The following is a 21,020-nucleotide window of genomic DNA, read 5'->3' on the forward strand; positions in this document are numbered from 1 at the left end:
AGAGTTAAAAAATGAAACAATTACGTAAAACAGGCAATCCATTGGACGCAAGTACACGTAACGACATTAACTATAATTGGGATATCATCAATAAAGTTATGGCTGATTTAAGCACAAGTGAACAAGAAACAGTTAATCAATTTTTAGCTGTTAAAGGCGACATTGATAAACTCAACAAAAAAGATGCTGAACTTATGCAGATGATTTTATCAAATACTAATTTAATTGAAGCCATGGACTTAGATTTAATTAAAGAGCAAGGCGATATTGCAGAACAAAAAGGAAACACTGCTAAACGTCAAGGGGATAAAGCACAATCACAAGGTGATAAAGCAGAGCAACAAGGTAACACAGCTGAACAACAAGGAAATGAAGTAGTGGCTATTGGGGCAGCAGTCACTAAACAGGGTGAGTATGCCAAAGAACAAGGCGACTATGCAAAGGAAAAAGCTGAACTAGCTCAAGATAAAATTACTGAGATTACTCAAGCACACAATGATTTAGATGCACTCAAAGTTGACGCAATCAAAGCTACACAAAATGCTAATACTCAGGCTGATAACGCAAAAGTTGAAGCAGAAAATGCTAAAAAACAAGCTGATTATACTCAGTCAATTGGTGATACTGTTGCAAACAAACTTGATGATATTGAAAGTGTAAAACAAGATGTAATTTCCAAGGGTGAAACTACTCAAGCACAGGGTTTAAAAGCAAAAGAACAAGGCGACTATGCTCAATCGGTCATTGATAGCTATAAGCATGTTGGTGAATGGCAAGGATCAGTGGAATACAAAAAGAACCAAGAAGTTTTATATAATGGTTCAACTTATCGTGCTATTGAAGATAATAAAGGTACACAACCGACTGATAAATCTAAGTGGCAACTCATTGCACAACGTGGAGTAGATGGCGAAGGTGCTGTTGGTAGTGTCAACGGTATCATGCCTGATAGTGACGGTAATGTTAATTTAGGTGATATTGCTGATAAACAGTATGTGGACAACAAAATTTCAGAAATTCCCGAAGTAGACCTTTCAGCGTTAGAAACAAAAACTGATGCTACTGCAAAGTTAAAAGAAGCAAAGGAATACACTGACACTCAAATCAGTGCCATTCCCGAAGTAGATTTAACACCACTAGAAACTAAAGAAGATGCACAAGCAAAGTTAACAGAAGCAAAACAGTACACAGATGAAAAAATCGGTGATGTGGATTTATCTGCTTTAGAGACAAAAGAAGATGCTACTGCTAAGCTGAAGGAAGCCAAGAGTTATACTGACACTAAGACAACAAATATGGAAACGACAACAGGTGCACAATCAAAAGCAACAAAAGCACTTGAAGATTCAAAAATCTATACAGACACTAAAGTATCTGAAATTCCAGTTATTGACACTAGTCAGTTCGTAACAACGGAACACGTAACACAAGATAATGTGACAACTGAAAACAATGGAACTGCTTTCGGCAAGGATACCGTAGCTCAATATACTGGTTCATTTGCAGCGGGTAGTGGTAGTGTTGCTAGTGGTGATTCAGCTGTAGCGCTTGGACAGAATTGTGAGTCTACAAGAGATTATACCTTTTCCGCAGGACATTATAGTAAAGCAACTGGTGCATATTCTATTGCATTAGGTAGAAGCGCAACAGCAGAGAAAATTTCTTCGATTTCAATAGGTCATGGCGCTAAAACATTGGGAGAATCTTCTGTTTCCATTGGTCAAGGCGCAGCCACTGGCGAAACAAGCATTTCAATCGGAGGGACTTACAGTAAAGCAAACGGTAAAAATAGTGTCGCAATAGGAGTTGGTAGCTCTAGTAGTGGTATTGAAAGTGTCGCAATAGGCAGAGGTTTTAGTGAAGGAAATCTTACTGTTGCAATAGGAAATCGTGTTATAGCTTCAGTTCCATCATCTTTAGCTTTGGGGCAGTTTAACGTTGATAATGTCGATACTAATAAAATGTTAGTGTTTGGTCTAGGTGCTAACACAAGCAGTAGATTAAATGGCATGGTTATTACTAAAAGCGGAGATATGCACTTACTGGGTCAATACAAAACAGGTGGCGCAGATTATGCAGAGATGTTTGAGTGGGAAGACAAAAACCCTGAAAACATTGATAGAGTAGCACTTGCGGTTACTTGGGGAGAAGGTGAATCTATCAAGTTAGCTAATTCAGGTGATGAAATCATTGGTGTTGTATCAGCAACTGCTGCAATTTTAGGTGATAACCCTGATGAGTGGGATAAGCGTTTTGTTACTGACCAATTTGGTCGACCATTACGCAAAGAATATACTGAAATCAATGAAGATGGAGAAGAAGAAACATATGAATGGTTTGTTGAGAACCCTGAGTATGATAAAAATGCTTCTTACACACCACGTTCTGAACGTCCTGAATGGGATGCTGTAGGTTTAATGGGTAAGCTTTATTGGATTGATGATGGTACTCTAGAGGTTGGAGATTATGCAACTGTTGGTAGTAATGGTGTTGCTACTAAGGGTGATAAGAGTAATGGTTGGAGAGTCATGAAACGCATTAGTAAAAATGTTGATGGTAATAGTGGAGTAGTTAAGGTGTTTTTTAAATAGGAAATTGTATATGATGTAACTAAAAGGAGTTGCATCATATATGTGGAGTTTAATCACAATTCAAGAATCACCTGAAATTGTAAGAGTCATTGTAGAAAGCGATAATACACCAATTAAATTAACAGACAATCTTACAGCGTGGGGAACACTTTTTGCCGTAATAGTATCCATAATTATATCTATATTCAGTTTTTATCAAGCACATAGGATTCAGAAAAATGAGCACAAACATTCTGTAAGGTTGCTTGAAATAAACAATAAGAAGGAACTTCTTTATAAAAAGATAGATGTACATGATAATTTTCGGGCGTTTTTACACGCAGAATATATTAAAGACAAACGTCATAATGTATTAAATGACACATTAATTTTATTTTTAAATCAACATTATTCATTTTTAAGTGAAGAAGTTCAAGAGAAATTGAATCGATATAACAAAGAGATTTACGAAGGTATAAATGAACTTAAAAGTAAAGACAGGCTAATGCCTAGAAATAAGAGAAAAAAAGAACAAGATGCTATTATTCAGCTTATGGAAGCTGATTATGAAAAGTTGAAAAAGGAGTTGAATACATGATCCACATTAATAACACTCCTGTAACTAATTATAAAAATTTAGAAATTGTAGAAGAAGTGAATGGCAGTTTAGTGCTGTCGTTCACTTCTTTTAATTATGAGAATAAAGCACACACTTTATTAAAAGAAGAATCTATTGTAACGGTTAACGATTATGATTTTAAGATTAAACAAATCGGTGAAAACCAATACGCAAAACAGGTTAATGCAGTTTCTACTTTTTTTAATTTGTCAGGAGAACGAACAGATAAAATATATGGTGGCACAAAAAAGATTAGCGATTTTATAGAGTGGACGTTCAAAAATATTAATTGGTCGTACAGCATGGATCAAGATATTAAAGATGATTATGTCTTAATCGCTAACTATGGTAACGACAACTATCTAAAATTAATACAAGGTCTTTGTGCAGCGACAGAAATTGAGTATAAAATTATGCCTAATAATCACGTTCATTTTGCTAAAAAAATTGGACCTGATAATGACGCACAATATCGGTATGGGCACAATATTAAAACACTAGATAGACAAGTTGACACAACTAACCTTGCAACAAAAATTGTTGGTTATGGAGCTAATGGACTTAAGGTAGCATATACTTCACCTAATGCTGAAAAATTTGGAATCATTGAAGCTGAGCCAATCAGCGATGAACGTTTTACAATCGCTAATAATCTAGTTGAATATATTAAAAAAGAATTAAATGACGAACCTGAGATTGCAATTACACTAGATACAATTGAGTTGTTAGACAAGGATCTTGGCGAATCAGTATGGTTAATATATGAGCCATTAGATATTACAATTAAGTCACGCATACTGTCTAAAACAACTACTATCCAAAGTGGACAACTAAAAACAAAATCAGTTGTTATTGGTAATATTAGACCTTCAACGTCAACTGATATGTTTGTTCAACAAAAAATCGAAATTGATGAAAACAAGAAACAAACTATGTCGTATTTTGAACAAACTAATGACAAAATCAGATTAGCGATTGAAGAAACAGATGGTAAATTTGAAAAAGTCACAACTGAGTTTGAACTAACAGCTGGGCAAATCAGAAGCGAAATTAAATCGTTAGAAAATGATGTAGAAATAGGTATGTCATCTTTAACTCAAACAGTTGAGGGCTTTGAATTTCAAGTTAATGGATTATCAAAAGAAATCAACTCAGTGAGTGGAGAAGTCGACAGATTAGACACACGTGTGTCTATTCAAGCAGGTCAAATTTCTTCAAAGGTTTCACGTGGGGAAGTAATTTCTGAAATTAATCAGTCACCTGAAAGAGTAAAAATCAAAGCAAGCCAAATCGAAATGGAAGGTATTACGCAACTTAATGGTAACGTTTATCTTGGGAGTGGTGGAGTTAACCAATCATATGTAATGCACTTTGGGGGTAGTGGAGTAACTTTAGATGCTACGGGTGGTAGACTTAATATAGCTACTCCATTGGGGTACACACGCTTTTTGCATAATATACAAGTTGACGAACGGGCAACATTTGATGGGCTTACTACCTTCACTGACAGGGTTAATATAAACGGTACTTTTAATGTTTACAACCAAACTGCGGGTCAAACAGGAAAAGTATGCACTGGTCCACGTGAGATGTGGGTAGGTTTTACAAATGGACGTTTACGTATGTCAGATGGCAATACAACTTATTACTTTACACCTGATTGATAATTAAGGAGAAGATAAAATGAATGAGCAAGTTATTCAGAAATTGGCGATTAAAATTGCACAGTTAGAAGTGGATAATACGTTACTTACTGTGCAGTTAGAGCAGACACAAAAAGAAAATAATGAATTAAAAGAAATCATTGATAACTCTAATGCTGAGTAGTCAGTGATTTTTAATTTTATAAGAAAGGATCGGACGAATGGAATTTATTTTTCAACACTTTACAGAAATCGGTTTTGGACTAGAAGCATTTCCTGTTGTGGCATTTTATGTGATGCTTGCTGTTATGGCATTAGACATTATCACAGGACTTTTTAAAGCACTATACACTAAAGAAGCTAACAGCAAATACACGTATAAAGGTTTTATAAAAAAGCTTTCTATTTTAGCAGGAATAGGGTTGGCTGTTTTACTTGATTTAATTTTATCAGGTGGAATCGCTGTAATTTCAACGGGCGCTATCATGCTGATGAATATAATGGAAGGACTTAGTGTCCTAGAAAACTTAGGCGCAATGGGTATTTATTTCCCTTTCATTAGCAAGCGACTTGAGCAAGTCCTAGAAGAACAAACAGACAAAGGTGAGTAGATTAATTTCTATTCATCTTTTTTTAATTGAAAAAAAGGAGATGGGATAAATGGTTAAGATTGCATTAGATGCAGGTCATGGCTATAACACACCAGGTAAGCGTTCACCAATTGGAGAACGTGAATGGAGTTTTAATAATAAGGTACTTTTAGCTTGTGCAGCTGAGCTTAATAAATATCAAAATGTGCAGATTTTACGCTTAGATGACCCAACAGGTAAGACTGATGTACCTTTGGTGACACGCACAAATAAAGCTAACCGTTGGAAAGCTGATGTTCTTGTAAGTATTCACCACAATGCTAATACGTCTAAATGGGGTTCATGGGGTGGTGTAGAAACCTTTGTATACCGTAAAAACAATGGTCAAGCACATAAATTAGCTGAAATTATCAACCCTTTGATTGTTAATGCTATGGGGTTGCGCAATAGAGGTGTTAAAGCAATGAACTTACACATGGTGAGAGCAAGTAATATGCCTGCTATCTTAACAGAAGGTGGCTTTATGGATAGCACAACTGACATTGGGGCATTACGTTCTGACGCTAAACTTAAAGCACAAGGAATTGCAATTGCACAGGGCTTAGTAAAGTTCTTTGGATTAAAAAAGAAGTCAGTTGGTGACATTGTACTTCCAACGGATAAAAAGGAGTTAAATGATATGATGGATAAAAAGTTAGATGGAACACGTCAAAAAGATATGGTTGCTTTAACAAAGAAAGCATATGAAGAAGGTATTTTTTCAGTTGACCACTCTAAAAATGTACCTAATATGACTTACTTTGAAGCATTACAATTGTTAATGTCATATACAGCACGTAAAAAATAAATATAAAGCACTCAGTTATAATTCATTGTTCATGGCTGAAAATTCAGCTGTGAGAATATGGAATCAACTACCCACGTGAGATGGGTTGCTCAAAATGAGCAGACCCTTGAACTAAGGGTGGTGTGAAATGAGCTACCCATAAAAAACACTATAAGCCTGACTACATTTAGTTGTAGTTGGGCTTTTTTTATGCCTATTTTTAAGTACATACAGTTTAAAACGTTTATGAGCTTGTCTGAACTTGTTTAAGACAATTGAATACAAACACTTTAACCAACTCTTAAAAACAGCTTATAGAAGATTGTGAGAAGTCGTTTTTTCTTGGGTCGTTATTTTTTTATAATATGGTACAATTTCTAATAAAAGGAGTTGTCAAAAATGAAAAAAGCTGTTGTGTATACAAGAGTATCAACTGATAAAGATGACCAAAAACAATCATTAGAGATACAACGTATGCAATATGAGCAATATTGTAATTCCAACAATTACGAACTAATTAAAATCTATGCTGATATTGGCACAGGTACACATGTTAGAAATAGACCTGATTTTTTGCAAATGTTGCATGAAGCAGGACTAGATTACATTCGTGGAAAAACAAATGAACTAGATACTTTCACAAAATCAAATCGAAAACCGAAATTCAATTACATTATTGTAAAGGATCAATCAAGATTATCAAGGAACATGCAACAAGGTTTAATGATAGCTGAGTATCTAAGAGATATTGGAGTCTACATAATTTTTGAAAATAGTGGTGTTTCTACAATTGATGACGACTGGAAAATGAGAACTTCTCTATTGTTTATGATAGCAGAAGAAGAATCAAGAGCAATGGGCAGACGTATCGCCAATAGTAAACGTTATCAGCTCCAAAGAGGTGTCTATAAGCCTGCTGTTGTCGCTTTGGGATACAGACGCAAAGAAGATAAAACAATTGAAATATGCCCCAAGGAAAGCCCAATTGTTAAATTAATATTTGACCTTTATGTCAATGAGGGTTTAGGTGGTAAACCGATTACAGATATTCTAAATGGAAAAGGCTATAAAACTAAAAGAGGTAAGGAGTTTACACCTGCTGCAATACATCGGATTGTCAAAAATAAAGTTTATTGTGGTTCACCAATTGCGAATCGTTGGCAAAGTAAAAATGTTACTGATACAACAAGAGTTAAACGTGACAAAGAAGAATGGATTGAGTTGACAGGCGCTGTTGAGCCTATTGTGAGTGTGGAAATGTGGGAACAAGCCCAAAAAATCAGAGAGAATAGAATCGCTGAAAATAGTAAAGGTGAGCGACATGGTTCTAAGCCTGCAACAGATGATGATTACTTTCGCAAAGTTATCTGTGGTAACTGTGGGAGTATCTATGTTCGACACATGAGTCGGAAACCTAGCGGTATTAAATATAGTTACATGTGTCAAGCAAGACGTAAAAAAGGCACTCAACACTGTGATAATAGGGCTATCAGCGTAAAGTATCTAGATGATTACACAAAACAACTTAACATAGGGCGGCAACCAACAAAAACTATGGGATATTATCGACAATTACATGATTTATTAGATGGCTTAAAAAAACAAATTGAACAATTGAACTCAACAAAGGATAATCTGAAAAAAGAAATTGAAAAATTAAAACTTGAAAATGAAGTCATTACGCAAAACTTAGTAGATTTTATGATGAAAGAACAAAATAATGTTGTAGATAATTTAACTAAAAAAATTGATGATAATACAAATAAAATTAAAGAGCTAAATAAGCAAATGCAACGGATTAATTTAGATACAATCCAGGATTTAAAGTTTCATATTTTAGAAAAAAATAATTTATTAGAAAATAAAACAATAGTAGATACTCAAGATAAACTTAAATTCGTTAAACATTTTGAGGTGTATGACCATCAAGTAATTGTACATTTTAACTATGCTAATTTTTCCGATGAAATTAAAGAGTACAATGAGTTGTTTTTACACGATCCTATCAGTGATGAATTTCATGAAGATGAATTAACACAGATATTTAGACGTAATCACAAGAGCGCTAGAGAGTATTGGCAAAACTATGATACAGAGTTATTACAGTGGCACAAAGACAAAGAAAACTTAAAATAACTATATTTAAAGGTTGCTTTTACATGGGTTGTCTAAAATGGTAATGGGTGCTGCGGAGGCGTATAAATTGGAGACGAATGAACGGCCTAAGTCTTTACAAGAATTAGCGCAGAAAGGATATTTACCGAAAGGAGAAGCTAATAAAGTCAGTGAATGTCCAGGTGGTCAGAAATTGACGATAGCGAATGGGGAAGTGAAGATTGTCGAAAAATGATAGTGGCTTTACATTCGTTGAAACATTAATCGCTTTTGCTTTTTTCATATTCGTAGCGAGCACTATTTATTTTTTAAGTAATACACAATTATTAAAAGTAGAAGAGCGTGATGGAATCGAACAATTCGAAAGAATTCTTTACGAAGTGCAAATGCGTGCAATTTCACGAAAAGGTGCGCTAAATGTCTTGTTAGTGACTGGAACTAATGAAATTCGAGTGCATGACCCGTACATGGATGAAGTAGAAAGCTATTATTTACCTGAAAGTTTTCAACTATCGGTCCATTCACCGATGAAATCGATTCTCGTTTTAGCGAATGGTCATGTGTCACAATTCGGCACAATTCGCTATGAAGTAGATGAGAAACCGATCTTTTTCCGTCTACAATTTCAAAAAGGGAGGGTGCGTATTGAAATGTGAACGTGGCTTTGTTCTTGCTGAAATAATTATTGCTTTATCCATCCTCGTCATTCTAACATTAACATTACTTCCCGTATTGACACATGAAATGAAACAAGTGAAAGAGAAGAAGATGAAGGCGACGGATATGAAAGTGGCTTATATTGCGACCCAGTTAAAAATGAAAGAAGAACGAGTTTCAGATCATGTAGCACTCAATGGAATTTCGTATCGTTGGGAGTGGGTGGGAGAGCATGCCATTTGTTTGGAAAGAGAAGATGAAAAAGTGTGTTATGACTTTTAATGAAGAACGAGGTTCAACCCTTATTGAATTATTATTGTATGTGGCGACATTTATCATGATCGCTTTCATTACGGTGTTTTTTATCACTTTTTTTCAAAAGGGAACCCATTTTAAAATAACTGCTGACGAAATGCAATGGGGGTTGTTCGAATATGAGTTACATCAAATGCTCACGACTCAGCCATATCGTAATATTGTCATTCATCCAGAGACAACATTACGTTTAATAGAAGAGCATCGCACGACCTTCGTTGAGAAATATCAAGATATGATTCGTTTTCGCTCTGCGCAAGGAGGGCATGTTCCTTTGCTCATAAATGTGCATGATGTCTATTTTTCAATGGAAAGAGAGATGATTCGCGTTGTTGTCACAATGAAGGGGGGAGAACAATTTGAAGGGTATTTTTATCCGAGCATTCAAGAAGAGCTTGAACAATGAACGAGGTTCTCTCTTATTTTTTACCCTCCTTTTACTCTTTTTTGTAGTATACTTTATGGTAACGTATAGTACAGAACATCGCAGTATGTATCATTACTACAATTCCGTTGAAAAAATATATCGTGAAGCAGTATATACTGTGTTGCGCGAGCAGTAGGTAGGGGAGAAAAGATGAAGAAAGTATATTTAGTCGGCTTTATGGGCTGCGGAAAATCTGCTATTGGGAAGCGGGTCAGCATGTATTTGAAAATTCCATTTTATGATATGGATACTGAGATTAGTAAAAAAATGAACATGACGATACCAGAAATTTTTGAAAAGTATGGAGAGCCTGCATTTCGCCAAATGGAAACAGACTTTTTACGTGAGTTTCGAGATGAATTTTGCATTATCGCGACAGGTGGAGGAGTTGCAACGAATGATGAAAATATCCGGCTCATGCGAGAAAGTGGTCTCGTCATTTTTTTAAATGCACCATTTCGAGATATTTGGAGACGTATATCGACCGATAAAAATCGTCCGATCGTTCAACGTTCTACGAAAGAGGAAATCGCTACGCTTTATAAAGCACGCAAACCTTATTACATGAAAGCGAGTCATATTCGTGTTCAAACGAAAAAGCGCTCTTTGCGAGAAATCACGAAATATATCGCTTATCAAATTACACGTTTAAAAGGTGAATAACGAAAAAGCCAAATGTCATGTGTGAACTTAAAGTAAGTTCAGATGAACATTTGGCTTTTTCATTAAACTGTTTTTACGTTGTTAGACAATCGATCCATCATGTATCCAATCAGTGCTGCGATAAATGCAGGGACGAGCCATGCGAGTCCAGCGTCGAATAATGGAATCCAAGAAAGGAAAGGCTCAGACCATTTCATATCAATCGATGTAGCGCCAAGTGCATCATAAATACCGAAAAGAATTGCAACTGTTACGCTGAATCGGTACATTTGACGGCTATAGCCGAGCATCGGTTGTAATAATGTTAATGTGATTAACATGATGGAAGCTGGATAGATGAAAACGAGTAACGGAACAGCGATGTTTAATAAGTTTTCGAGTCCGAAGTTCGTAAAGAAAAATCCGATTAAAATAAAGACAATGACATACGTGTGGTAGCTAAATTTTGGATACAATTTTACGAAAAATTGACTACATGCTGTAATGAGTCCGATCACTGTCGTTAAACATGCGAGTAAGACGATAATTCCGAATACGTAGTTACCAGACGTTCCGAATAATAGATTAGATGCAGTGACGAGTAAATCAGAACCGTCTCCTGGAGTGCCTTCAAATGGAATGACACGACCGATCCATGCGATTGCAAGATAAACGAGTCCGAGTCCGATCGCCGCAATGACACCCGCCATCGTCGTCCCTTTAATGAGTTCGCCACGTTCACGAATTCCTGCAAGTTTCAAAGATTCGATAACGACAATACCAAAAGCAAGTGCCGCAATCGCATCTAGTGTGAAATAACCTTCTAAAAATCCGACTAAAAACGGATGTTCGGAAAAACTTTCACTCGGTGGTTTTGACGTGTAAGTAAATGTACGCACCGCTTGAATGAATAGTACTGTCAATGTGATCAGTAGTGCCGGAGTTAGCAATTTTCCGACAATATCGACTAACTTTTGTGGACGAATACTAACGAAATATGTGGCTAAGAAGAAAATAATAGAAAAAATAAAGAGGTGTATTCCATTCTCTCCAATGATTGGTGCCCACCCGAATTTATATCCGATGTTTGCGGCACGTGGAATTGCATAAAAAGGACCGATTGACATATATAGTAATACGGCGAATAAAACACCGAATACAGGACCAACTTGTTTCGTAATCGAAAGGAGTCCGTCTTTTGAAATAATTGTCGCAACCACCGCAGCTAATGGTAATAAAATCGCTGTAATCGTAAATCCTAAAATCGCAGGTGTGAAGGCATCGCCAGAGAAAAATCCGACAGATGGTGGGAAGATTAAGTTACCTGCCCCAAAAAATAAAGAGAAAAGCATAAAGCCAGTGAAAATAATTGTTTTGCGCATTTGTTCAAACTCCTTTTCTTTAATAGTTAAAGTTTAATCATGACGCATGCACTCAGTACTGTCAACAGCTATTCGGAGATTTTCCGGATGGCAGGCATCTTTTTTTAAAATAAAACGTACTAATGAATAGAATGAAAGGAAGAGAGAATAATGAAGAAATGGATGCTAATTTTTGCAGTGACAGCGGGGATTTCTATCACTTGTTATAGCTATACGTATCGAGCGATTGAGAATGAGAAGTCAGGAGACCGGCTCGATGAAAATGTACAAACCGCTATCGTTTTAGGAGCTAAAATAGAAGAAGATGCAAGTCCCGCTCCAGCACTTAAGGCGCGTTTAGATCGGGTTATCGAGCTATATGAAACAGGGCATATCGAAAAAATCGTAGTGACAGGAGGGCAGGGAAGTGATGAGCCTGTTACAGAAAGCTCAGCGATGCAACAATATTTAATTGAACACGGTGTATCGAGCGAACAAATTGTGTTAGAAAGCCGTTCTACGTCGACATACGAGAACCTTGCAAATGCTCGATATGTCATAGAAGAACGTCATGTTTACATCGTATCGAGCGACTTTCATTTGAAACGGGCTCGCTATTTAGCTGAGAAAGTAGGGTTTACTCCCGTGATGATCGCGGCACCGACTCCACCTTCTGTAGCGTCGAAAGCTCATGTTCGAGAAACGCTCGCGTTACTTAAAACTTGGCTCTTCAGAAAATAAAAAATCCTTAAAAATGAGAAGTTTCACTTTTAAGGATGGCATGCATTAATTTTTAGTTTTTACTTTTCCTGTCCACGTACGGAACCCACCGTTTAGTTGATAAAGTTGTGTATATCCTTTTTTCTTTAAAAATAAAGCGGTACGTGAGCTTTTTCCTGTGTTTTGATCGTATAAGTAAACAGGTTGGTCAGGACGGATTTCTTTATAGCGTTGGCGCAATTGACTGTACGGAATGTTACGCGCTCCTAAAATATGTCCTGCTTTAAAGTCTTTCGGTTCGCGAACATCGATGAGTTGTGCTTTTCGATAACCTTCTATAAATTGCTCCTGCGTTAAGTTTGTGACCGCTTTATTCAAGCGCACATACGTAATGATGAAATAAATGATAATGGCAATCGCCAAACCAATGAAAAATTGTAATGTTGTCACCGTCTGTTCCTCCTTCATATTCATTGTCTATTATAATGATAAGATGGCATACATTCAACGAGTTTGTTAAAATTAGTAGGAATTACAGAAGGAGTGACGAGCATGAACAAAAATTGGAACTACTTATATACGGGAAAACGTTCCGCTTCGTACAATATGGCATTGGATGAAGCGTTATTAGAGTGGCATAGTAAAGGAGAAATTGGCCCTGTTTTACGCTTTTTTGAATGGGAACCGGCCACGTTATCAATCGGTTATTTTCAACGGATTAAAAAGGAAATTGATTTAGAAAGAGTGAGTCAGCTTGGACTCGGTCTCGTACGTCGTCCGACAGGCGGGCGTGGCGTTTTACATGAACATGAATTGACATATAGTGTCATCGTGAGTGAAGAAGGGATGCCTGAAACGGTCACAGAAGCATATCGTGTGATTTCAGGTGGTGTACTGCAAGGATTTTTAAATTTAGGACTGGACGCTTCGTTCTCTGTTCCAGATACAGAAGAAGCACGTGCGGATTTAAAACGTCCGAAGTCGGCGGTGTGTTTTGATACGCCGAGTTGGTATGAGCTCGTCGTGGAAGGAAAGAAAGTGGCGGGAAGTGCTCAAACACGTCAAAAAGGGGTCATTTTACAACATGGGGCGATTTTAGTGTCGCTCGACATTGAAAAATTAGTTTCTCTTTTTATTTTTAAAAGTGAAGAAGAGAGAGAACAAACATTACGCAGCTTGCCGGAACGCGCAGTATCCATCGAGCAATTAACATCGCGTCCAATCACGATTGAAGAATGTATCGTGGCATTCCGTGAAGGTTTTCAGCAAGCGCTCGATCTTCAGTTGACGCCGATGGTTTTAACAGAAGAGCAAGAAGCTTATGTAGCGCAATTAGAACGCGAAAAGTATGCGAACGATGAATGGACGTATCGCCGTTAATTCGACCATCAAAAATGGCATGAAATCAAAGTAATCATTTGATTTCATGCCATTTTTTATTCCCAACTCGTCGTCCCTACAATTTCTTCCACTTTGTCTACGGTATAACCGAGTACATTGCCGACATCCGCTAAGGAGCGGACGCGTAAGCGTGCTTTTTTTTCATTTGGAAATTGCATATCTTGCGTAACGGCCGTCGGGTGAAGATGCGCATCATTTATTTGAATCGTGACGTCATCGCCTTGCTGAATTTTAGTAAGTGAAACGCGAGCGATGCCGCCGATATTCGTTCCAGCCCATGGTTGAGCAGAATAAAAATTGCCGAGAGAGTAGAAGACAGGACGTTCATTGACGAATTGCATCGGTTGTAAAACGTGGGTATGGTGCCCGAAAATAATATCAGCACCTGCTTCTGTAAAGCGTTCGCTTAAACGTCTTTGAAGTTCTGTTGTTTCATGGGAATATTCGGTGCCCCAATGCAAAGATAAAACAGTCACATCTGCAAGTTCCTTCATCTTTGCTAAGTCACGAACGACTCGTTTTTCTTCAATGATATTGATTAAGTATTGTTTGCCATCAGGGTGGGATTGTTTGTACAGATTCGTACCATATGTGTAAGCGAGTATTCCTACTTTTACTCCTTCTACGTCAACGACGCGCATTTCGGCTAAATCTTCTTCCGATGCAAATGCACCTGTATAGGGAAGATCGTATTCTTTAAATGTAGCGATCGTGCTTTGGAGTTGACGCTCCCCGTGATCTAACACGTGATTGTTCGCAATTGATGCGAAATGAACCCCACTGTTGATGAGCGCGGGAACGATGGCTTTTGGACTGTTGAATTTCGGATAGCCACTTAATCCGAGCTCTTGTCCTCCTGGTAATGATTCGATATTTGCTAATAAAAAGTCCATATCTTGTAATTGTTTTTTAACATCGTTAAAAGCAAAATGATAGTCACCATAATAAAGCATTGGCTCATGTAACAGTATGTCCCCAATCATGCCGATTGTAATCGTTGTCTCGCTCCTTTTTTCTGTGACAGGCTCTTCTTTTTTCGGCGGAAGAGGTTTGGATAAACTTGTTTCCAAAGGGGGTGAAGCTTCGAATTCCTTCGGAGCGACGAGACTTTGTTCTTTCCATGCTAAATAGGAAAAAAGGAGAGTTAAAGAGACAGCAAATAGTGTAATAATTGCTGAAATAGCATAATAACGTTTCATACATTCACCTCGTGAAATAGTAAACAAATCATAGAGCATTATACATGAAAAGAGTTGGGAAAACATCAGAAAATGGTAAAAGGTTGTAATGAAAGTCTTTTTCATAATAAAAAAACTGGAGTGTCCTCAATTTTTTAAATTGAGAGCATTCCAGTGAGGCCAGTTATATTTCGTTATTAATTTGGGGAAGTGTCACTTCTTCATCAATCGTGACAGGAACATCATCGAATGCGTGGAGCCCGACTCGTTCAACTTCACGCAATTTATTGAATGAAGCGATCGCGACTTCGACTTGTTCGTCATCGGGCTCTTTTGTCGTAATGAGTTGTAGCCATAATCCAGGGTAGCCGATGACCTTTAAGACAGGGACGTTTCGTACAGCATTCGTGAGTTGTAATACTTCGAACGATACGCCGAGTACGACAGGGATGAGAAGGATGCGGTTTGTAATGCGCAACCAAAGTGGGTCATGTGGAACGAGGAAGTAAATAAACATCCCGACGATGACCGTGAATAAAATGAAGCTACTTCCACAACGATAATGCAAGCGTGAAGCCGCTTGAACATTTTTCACTGTTAATTCTTTACCTGCTTCAAACGCATTGATGACTTTATGTTCTGCTCCATGATATTGGAATACCCGTTTAATGAGTGGTGTCATCGAAATTAAGCTAATATACCCGAGCAACAAAGCGAGTTTGAAAGATGTTTCAATCAATACTTGGGCTGTTTTTCCAGGAGCGACGGATTGAAAGAGTTGCGCGAGGAAGACAGGAACGAGCGTGAAGACGAATTTTCCGAATAAAAAGGAGAGGACTGTGACGACGGCTACACCTAAAATCATCGCAAGTTTAGAGGGCTCTTCTTCTACAATCTCTTCATTCGGGTCGACATCGTATCGGTCGCTTGAGAAATTTAAATGTTTTGAGCCTAAAATAGCAGATTCGAAAAGGGCAACGACACCTCTTAAAAAAGGAATTTTTTTAAGTTTTTGCATCGTAGGATTTGATTTTTTCTTCGCATAAAAATAATCGAGTGTGTCATCATTTCTTCGGATTGCGGTTACCGTATGTTCACGACTTCCGAACATGACACCTTCTACTAGCGCTTGACCACCATATGTGGGGCAAGATTGTTCTTTGGCCATATTGTCACCTACTTTAATCTAATGTATTCGTTCATTGTACTAAAAAATGACCCGAACGACTACTCATAACGCTTTTCATTCTGAAAAAACTGAAAAGCATTTCAACGACTACGAGAGTATGATAAAATAAATGAGATGAATAAAAGGGGTGGACACATATGCGTATACTCGTTTTAAACGGGCCGAACTTAAATCGACTCGGAAAACGCGAACCACATATTTACGGTCATGAAACATTACAGATGATCGAAGAGAAAATTGTTCACTATGCAACAGAGCGGAACATTGAAGTACAATGTTTGCAGTCGAACCGAGAATATGAACTCGTCGAAGCGATTCACCGTGCAGAAGATGAATCTTTCGACGGAATCATCATTAACCCAGCAGCATTCACCCATTACAGTATCGCGATTCGCGATGCGCTCAGTGGTGTTTCCGTGCCTGCGGTAGAGGTGCATATTTCAAACGTACATACGCGCGAATCATTTCGCACGAATTCGGTCACAGCACCCGCTTGCATCGGTCAGCTGACTGGTTTTGGCTCAAACGGCTACTTATTAGCACTTCAAGCGCTCATACAACTAAAGGAGGACGCCAATTGAAATTACAACGATTACGTCAATTGTTAGCAGAGAAAGAAGTAGAAGCATTACTTATTACAAATCCGTACAACCGTCGCTATATGACAGGGTTTACAGGATCAGCAGGAATCGCCATCGTCTCTCAAGACGATGCGGTATTTATTACGGATTTCCGTTACACTGAACAAGCGGCAGAGCAAGTGAAAGATTTCCGCATCGTGCAACATACGAAGACGATCTTCGAAGAAGCAGGCGCTCAATTAAAAGAGATGAATGTCCAAACGCTCGGCTTCGAGAAAGACAATCTTACGTACGGTTTAATGGAATTGTACGACAGTCAAACAGATGCGAAACTCGTTCCCGTTTCAGGTTTAGTCGAACAGCTCCGCATCATTAAAACGGACGAAGAACTCGTTATTTTACAACAAGCAGCGGACATTGCGGACAAAACGTATGAATACATTTGTACGAAAATTCGTGCAGGTGTAACAGAGCTTGAAATTGCGAACGAAATGGAATTTTACATGCGCAAACTCGGCGCGACACAGTCATCATTTGACACGATCGTCGCAAGCGGTGTGCGCGGGGCTTTACCACACGGTGTCGCATCGAATAAAGTAATTGAAGAAGGCGATATGATTACGCTTGATTTCGGTGCTTTATACAATGGGTATATTTCTGACATGACACGCACAGTTGCAGTAGGTGAACCTTCTGAACAGATGAAAGAAATTTATCAAATCGTTTTAGATTCACAGTTGCTCGGCGTTGAAAAAATCGGTCCGAACATGACAGGTAAAGAAGCGGATGCAATCGTACGCGACTACATTACCGAAAAAGGATACGGCGAACAATTCGGTCACTCAACAGGTCACGGAATTGGACTGGAAGTTCATGAAAATCCGTCACTTTCTTTCCGCTCTGACACTGTACTCGTACCGAATATGTGTGTTACAGTAGAACCTGGTATTTATGTGCCGAATGTCGGAGGCGTCCGCATTGAAGATGATCTCGTCATCACAGAAGATGGCAACCGTCGCTTAACGAAATCTTCAAAAGAATTACGCATATTATAATCGGATTATCCGAAAATTACGAATGAACATAAAGGTGGAGACAATATGATTTCAGTAAACGAATTTCGTACAGGATTAACAATCGAAGTAGATGGAGATATTTGGCGCGTACTTGAGTTCCAACACGTAAAGCCAGGTAAAGGAGCAGCTTTCGTTCGTTCGAAACTCCGTAACCTCCGTAACGGCAACATTCAAGAAAAAACATTCCGCGGTGGCGAAAAAGTAAATCGTGCACAAATCGACAACCGTAAAATGCAATATTTATACGCGAACGGCGACGCGCACGTTTTCATGGATAACGAAACGTACGACCAAATTGAAATTCCATCAGATAAAATTGAGTACGAATTAAAATTCTTGCTTGAAAATATGGAAGTTTCAATTATGCAATACGAAGGCGAAGTACTCGGTGTTTCTTTACCTGTAACCGTTACGCTTGAAGTAGCAGAAACAGAGCCAGGCATTAAAGGAGATACAGCGAGCGGTGGTTCTAAACCAGCGAAAATGGAAACAGGACTCGTCGTCCAAGTGCCGTTTTTCGTCAACGCTGGCGATAAATTAGTGATCAATACTGAAGAAGGCGAATACGTTTCACGCGCTTAATTCCAAAATAAAAGACTCACCTTTTCATACTTTGAGAAGGTGAGCAATTTTTTACAGAAAAAAGTGGTATGACCACTCGAAAACAGGTACAATGTAAAAAGAATAAATTTCTTGAAATTAAAGGAGCGAACAATATGTTAAAAGTAGAAGATATTCGTGCGATTATCGAGGCAGTTGATCAATCGTCATTAACGAGCTTTAAATTTAAGCAAGACGGAGTAAAATTACACATTTCGAAAAAAGCGGGAGAAGTACAAGTTGTGCAACAAGTCGTTCAAGAACAAGCGCAACCAGCACCTGTTAAAACGGAAGCGCCAGCTGTAGCAGTGACGAATGCACCTGTACAAGAAGCGCCTGTGCCAGTACAAGAAGAAGTGGAAGCACCCAGTGAAGAAGGTTTAGTGGAAATCGTATCGCCGATGGTCGGTACATTTTACGCAGCAGCATCACCTGAAGCGGATAATTATGTCGCAGTCGGCGATCGTGTGACGGAAACGTCGATCGTTTGTATCGTAGAAGCGATGAAATTATTCAATGAGATTGAAGCGGAAGTAAATGGAGAAATCGTTGACATTTTAGTAGAAGATGGTCAACTCGTCGAATATGGACAACCACTCTTTTTAGTACGTCCGAATTAAGGAGGAACTGTTTTGAAGAAAATTTTAATAGCCAATCGAGGCGAAATTGCGGTGCGCATTATTCGCGCTTGTAAAGAAATGAACATTGAAACTGTTGCTGTTTATTCGGAAGGGGATAAAGAAGCGCTCCATGTGGAACTAGCAGATGAAGCATACTGCATCGGCCCCACATTATCGAAGGACAGTTATTTGAATTTCTCGAATGTCATTAGCGTTGCAAAGCTGACAGACTGTGATGGCATTCATCCAGGGTACGGATTTTTAGCAGAAAATGCCGCGTTCGCAGAGCTTTGTGAAGAAGTGAATATCGAATTTATCGGTCCGACATCTGAAGCAATTAACTTAATGGGGACAAAAGATATCGCACGGGAAACGATGAAAAAAGCAGGAGTCCCAATTGTACCAGGTTCTACGGGGCTCGTCGCGGACGCGGAAGACGCACTTGAAATTGCAGAGGAAATCGGTTTTCCTGTCATCATTAAAGCGACGGCAGGTGGCGGCGGACGTGGTATTCGTGTCGCGCGCAATAAAGAAGATTTGATTAAAGGGATTCAGATTACTCAAAAAGAAGCGGAAGCAGCGTTCGGAAACCCAGGGCTTTATTTGGAAAAGTTTATCGAGACATTCCGTCACGTCGAAGTGCAAGTGCTTGCAGATAAACATGGAAATGTGATTCATTTAGGAGAGCGTGACTGCTCGATTCAACGCCGTATGCAAAAACTCATAGAGGAAGCACCTTCGCCAGCAATCGATGAGAAGCTTCGCGCGAAAATGGGAGAAGCGGCTGTGAAAGCTGCTGAAGCGGTCAACTACCGTGGAGCGGGCACAGTGGAATTCATTTTTGATCATATTGAACGTAAATTTTATTTCATGGAAATGAACACGCGTATTCAAGTAGAGCATCCTGTGACAGAAATGATCACAGGAGTGGATCTCATTAAAGAACAAATTCGCGTCGCATCAGGAGAAAAACTGCAATATAAACAAAAAGATATTCAGTTTAACGGCTGGTCCATCGAATGCCGAATTAATGCGGAAAATGCAGCGAAAAACTTTATGCCGTCTCCTGGAAAAATTGAAATGTATATGCCACCAGGTGGATTTGGTGTCAGAGTTGACTCAGCCGTGTATAATGGATATACAATCCCACCCTATTACGATTCGATGGTTGCGAAATTGATCGTCCATGCGAACACGCGAGAAGAAGCGATTGAACGCATGAAGCGCGCGCTCGATGAATTTTTAATCGAAGGCGTACACACGACAATTCCATTCCACTCGAAAGTGATGGAACATCCTGTCTTTAAATCGGGTGACTTCGATACGAAGTTTTTAGAGACATATTCTGTTATGGAATAGTTGAAGGAGGAATTACGATGGCAGAAAAAACGAATCCTTCGTTCGTTGGAAAAGGTCCAGCGCAAGGGGAAGAATTAGGACGTATTCATTTAGCTCCAGAAGTGCTTGAAGTCATTATCGGAATCGCAACAAATGAAGTAGAAGGCGTCGCGATGACGAAAGGAAACTTCGCAGATGATGTCGTTGAAAAGTTTGGTAAAACCGTTCATGGCAAAGGTGTCAAAACGGTGTGGCAAGATGACGAGCTCGCAATTGATATTTACTGCGTCATTGAGTATGGTTATGTCGTTCCGAAAGTAGCGCAAGAAATTCAAGAACAAGTACGTCAAACAATCTATCATATGACATCACTAGAAACGAAAGAAGTGAATGTGCATATTACAGGCATTCATTTTCCACAGCAATAAGTTTTCGCATGAAAGAGGTTAGGGCAGACAAAGAGCGATGGGTATAGATGATTAACATAGTCGTTTTACGACTGGAAGAGAAAAAGTGTAAACAACCGCTGGAATCTCTCGTTAACATGATCAT

Annotated in this window: 24 protein-coding genes; 20 read left to right on the forward strand and 4 right to left on the reverse strand. The window is 38.5% G+C overall.

The window, feature by feature from the left end; genetic code table 11:
- Nucleotides 1-11: 11 nt before the first annotated feature.
- From IRY55_RS02590 to IRY55_RS02645, 12 genes are all read left to right on the forward strand, one after another.
- Nucleotides 12-2,591 carry a peptidase G2 autoproteolytic cleavage domain-containing protein gene (locus IRY55_RS02590; RefSeq protein WP_194561687.1) on the forward strand — a complete coding sequence of 860 codons (2,580 nt, stop codon included), beginning with the start codon at nt 12-14 and terminating at the stop codon, nt 2,589-2,591.
- A gap of 40 nt (nt 2,592-2,631) precedes the next feature.
- Nucleotides 2,632-3,168: a hypothetical protein gene (locus tag IRY55_RS02595; RefSeq protein WP_194561688.1), complete on the forward strand. Its 537-nt coding sequence runs from the start codon at nt 2,632-2,634 to the stop codon at nt 3,166-3,168.
- Nucleotides 3,165-4,853 carry a phage tail protein gene (locus IRY55_RS02600; protein WP_194561689.1) on the forward strand — a complete coding sequence of 563 codons (1,689 nt, stop codon included), beginning with the start codon at nt 3,165-3,167 and terminating at the stop codon, nt 4,851-4,853. Before IRY55_RS02595 ends, IRY55_RS02600 begins: the two co-directional genes overlap by 4 nt.
- 19 nt (nt 4,854-4,872) lie before the next feature.
- Nucleotides 4,873-5,016, forward strand: coding sequence for a hypothetical protein (locus tag IRY55_RS02605; RefSeq protein ID WP_194561690.1), 144 nt, complete (start codon nt 4,873-4,875; stop codon nt 5,014-5,016).
- Nucleotides 5,017-5,053: 37 nt separating this feature from the next.
- A complete protein-coding gene (locus IRY55_RS02610) occupies nt 5,054-5,443 on the forward strand; it encodes a phage holin family protein (protein WP_194561691.1) in 390 nt (129 codons plus the stop codon).
- A 49-nt stretch (nt 5,444-5,492) separates the two neighbouring features.
- Entirely contained in the window at nt 5,493-6,269 is a 777-nt protein-coding gene (locus tag IRY55_RS02615) for an N-acetylmuramoyl-L-alanine amidase family protein (protein ID WP_194561692.1), read from the forward strand.
- A gap of 378 nt (nt 6,270-6,647) precedes the next feature.
- Entirely contained in the window at nt 6,648-8,384 is a 1,737-nt protein-coding gene (locus tag IRY55_RS02620; RefSeq protein WP_194561693.1) for a recombinase family protein, read from the forward strand.
- Between the two features lie 28 nt (nt 8,385-8,412).
- Entirely contained in the window at nt 8,413-8,598 is a 186-nt protein-coding gene (locus IRY55_RS02625; protein WP_194561694.1) for a hypothetical protein, read from the forward strand.
- A complete protein-coding gene (locus IRY55_RS02630; RefSeq protein WP_194561695.1) occupies nt 8,585-9,019 on the forward strand; it encodes a hypothetical protein in 435 nt (144 codons plus the stop codon). The genes IRY55_RS02625 and IRY55_RS02630 overlap by 14 nt, the downstream gene beginning before the upstream one ends.
- The gene (locus tag IRY55_RS02635) at nt 9,009-9,302 is read left to right on the forward strand and encodes a hypothetical protein (protein ID WP_194561696.1); all 294 of its coding nucleotides are present in this window, start codon (nt 9,009-9,011) and stop codon (nt 9,300-9,302) included. Before IRY55_RS02630 ends, IRY55_RS02635 begins: the two co-directional genes overlap by 11 nt.
- Nucleotides 9,253-9,741 carry a ComGF family competence protein gene (locus tag IRY55_RS02640; protein ID WP_194561697.1) on the forward strand — a complete coding sequence of 163 codons (489 nt, stop codon included), beginning with the start codon at nt 9,253-9,255 and terminating at the stop codon, nt 9,739-9,741. Before IRY55_RS02635 ends, IRY55_RS02640 begins: the two co-directional genes overlap by 50 nt.
- Nucleotides 9,742-9,912: 171 nt before the next feature.
- Entirely contained in the window at nt 9,913-10,425 is a 513-nt protein-coding gene (locus IRY55_RS02645) for a shikimate kinase (RefSeq protein ID WP_194561698.1), read from the forward strand.
- 62 nt (nt 10,426-10,487) lie between these two features.
- On the opposite strand, the gene brnQ is transcribed toward IRY55_RS02645, so the two are convergent.
- Complete coding sequence (brnQ, locus tag IRY55_RS02650) at nt 10,488-11,786, reverse strand: branched-chain amino acid transport system II carrier protein (RefSeq protein ID WP_194561699.1); 1,299 nt, start codon at nt 11,784-11,786, stop codon at nt 10,488-10,490.
- Nucleotides 11,787-11,936: 150 nt separating this feature from the next.
- On the opposite strand from brnQ, the gene IRY55_RS02655 reads away from it, so the two are divergent.
- A complete protein-coding gene (locus IRY55_RS02655; protein ID WP_194561700.1) occupies nt 11,937-12,506 on the forward strand; it encodes a YdcF family protein in 570 nt (189 codons plus the stop codon).
- Nucleotides 12,507-12,551: 45 nt separating this feature from the next.
- Here IRY55_RS02655 and IRY55_RS02660 read toward each other — a convergent pair whose 3' ends face one another.
- Nucleotides 12,552-12,935: a rhodanese-like domain-containing protein gene (locus IRY55_RS02660; RefSeq protein WP_328799603.1), complete on the reverse strand. Its 384-nt coding sequence runs from the start codon at nt 12,933-12,935 to the stop codon at nt 12,552-12,554.
- A gap of 102 nt (nt 12,936-13,037) precedes the next feature.
- On the opposite strand from IRY55_RS02660, the gene IRY55_RS02665 reads away from it, so the two are divergent.
- A complete protein-coding gene (locus IRY55_RS02665; protein ID WP_194561702.1) occupies nt 13,038-13,865 on the forward strand; it encodes a lipoate--protein ligase family protein in 828 nt (275 codons plus the stop codon).
- 56 nt (nt 13,866-13,921) lie between these two features.
- Here IRY55_RS02665 and IRY55_RS02670 read toward each other — a convergent pair whose 3' ends face one another.
- Both IRY55_RS02670 and IRY55_RS02675 read right to left on the reverse strand, forming a co-directional pair.
- Entirely contained in the window at nt 13,922-15,085 is a 1,164-nt protein-coding gene (locus IRY55_RS02670; protein ID WP_194561703.1) for a CapA family protein, read from the reverse strand.
- Nucleotides 15,086-15,248: 163 nt separating this feature from the next.
- On the reverse strand, nt 15,249-16,232 hold the full coding sequence (locus tag IRY55_RS02675) for a DUF1385 domain-containing protein (protein ID WP_194561704.1): 984 nt from the start codon (nt 16,230-16,232) through the stop codon (nt 15,249-15,251).
- Between the two features lie 158 nt (nt 16,233-16,390).
- Here IRY55_RS02675 and aroQ point away from each other — a divergent pair, with 158 nt between their 5' ends.
- The 6 genes from aroQ to IRY55_RS02705 all read left to right on the forward strand — a co-directional run bounded on the left by aroQ (nt 16,391) and on the right by IRY55_RS02705 (nt 20,896).
- The gene (gene aroQ, locus IRY55_RS02680) at nt 16,391-16,834 is read left to right on the forward strand and encodes a type II 3-dehydroquinate dehydratase (protein WP_194561705.1); all 444 of its coding nucleotides are present in this window, start codon (nt 16,391-16,393) and stop codon (nt 16,832-16,834) included.
- Nucleotides 16,831-17,889 carry a M24 family metallopeptidase gene (locus IRY55_RS02685; RefSeq protein WP_194561706.1) on the forward strand — a complete coding sequence of 353 codons (1,059 nt, stop codon included), beginning with the start codon at nt 16,831-16,833 and terminating at the stop codon, nt 17,887-17,889. The genes aroQ and IRY55_RS02685 overlap by 4 nt, the downstream gene beginning before the upstream one ends.
- A 45-nt stretch (nt 17,890-17,934) precedes the next feature.
- On the forward strand, nt 17,935-18,492 hold the full coding sequence (efp, locus tag IRY55_RS02690) for an elongation factor P (RefSeq protein WP_194561707.1): 558 nt from the start codon (nt 17,935-17,937) through the stop codon (nt 18,490-18,492).
- A gap of 134 nt (nt 18,493-18,626) precedes the next feature.
- Nucleotides 18,627-19,130, forward strand: a complete 504-nt coding sequence (gene accB, locus IRY55_RS02695) for an acetyl-CoA carboxylase biotin carboxyl carrier protein (protein WP_194561708.1) — start codon at nt 18,627-18,629, stop codon at nt 19,128-19,130.
- Between the two features lie 12 nt (nt 19,131-19,142).
- A complete protein-coding gene (gene accC / locus IRY55_RS02700; protein WP_194561709.1) occupies nt 19,143-20,489 on the forward strand; it encodes an acetyl-CoA carboxylase biotin carboxylase subunit in 1,347 nt (448 codons plus the stop codon).
- A 17-nt stretch (nt 20,490-20,506) separates the two neighbouring features.
- Nucleotides 20,507-20,896 carry an Asp23/Gls24 family envelope stress response protein gene (locus IRY55_RS02705; protein WP_194561710.1) on the forward strand — a complete coding sequence of 130 codons (390 nt, stop codon included), beginning with the start codon at nt 20,507-20,509 and terminating at the stop codon, nt 20,894-20,896.
- Nucleotides 20,897-21,020 lie beyond the last annotated feature (124 nt).

The sequence above is a fragment of the Savagea serpentis genome (assembly GCF_015351395.1).
Lineage (GTDB): Bacteria > Bacillota > Bacilli > Bacillales_A > Planococcaceae > Savagea > Savagea serpentis.